The sequence below is a fragment of the Klebsiella sp. A-Nf5 genome (assembly GCF_002810545.1).
In the GTDB taxonomy this organism is placed as follows: Bacteria; Pseudomonadota; Gammaproteobacteria; order Enterobacterales; family Enterobacteriaceae; genus Klebsiella; species Klebsiella variicola.
In genome coordinates, this window is sequence record NZ_PIOG01000259.1 from 1 (window position 1) to 645 (window position 645).

At 52.6% G+C, this 645-nt stretch carries 1 protein-coding gene and 1 pseudogene; both read left to right on the forward strand.

The genetic code is table 11. The features are described from left to right. A pseudogene (locus CWM53_RS24795) lies at positions 1-180 on the forward strand (2,3-diketo-L-gulonate reductase); the annotation flags it as partial. Positions 181-191: 11 nt separating this feature from the next. Then, the coding region (locus tag CWM53_RS24800; RefSeq protein ID WP_100750894.1) for a YhcH/YjgK/YiaL family protein at positions 192-645 on the forward strand (454 nt) is incomplete at its 3' end.

The following is a 645-nucleotide window of genomic DNA, read 5'->3' on the forward strand; positions in this document are numbered from 1 at the left end:
GGCGCAACCCGCGATGCCAAGCTGCAACGGATTATGGATTTCATCACCACCGCCGAACGGGCCGATGAAAACGTGGCCGTCCGTTTACCCGGCCATGAGTTTACCCGCCTGCTGGAAGAGAATCGTCGCGACGGTATCACCGTCGATGACAGCGTCTGGGCGAAAATTCAGGCGCTGTAAGGAGTTAAGCCATGATCTTTGGACATATCACGCAGCCTAATCCGTGTCGGTTGCCTGCGGCAATTGAGCGAGCCCTGGATTTCCTGCGCAGCACCGATTTCAGCAAACTGGTCCCCGGCGTCGTGGAGATCGACGGCAAAAATATCTTCGCGCAGATTATCGACTTAACCACTCGCGAAGTTGCCGAAAATCGCCCGGAAGTGCATCGCCGCTATCTGGATATCCAATTTCTGGCCTGGGGCGAAGAGAAAATAGGTTTCGCTATTGATAACGGTAATAACGCCATTAGCGAATCGCTATTAGCACAGCGCGATATTATTTTCTTTCACGGTTGCGAACATGAATCGTTCCTTGAAATGATCCCGGGAAGCTACGTCATATTTTTCCCACAGGATGTTCATCGCCCCGGATGCCATAAGTCGGTCGCCACGCCGATCAGAAAAATCGTGGTTAAAGTGGCCATCG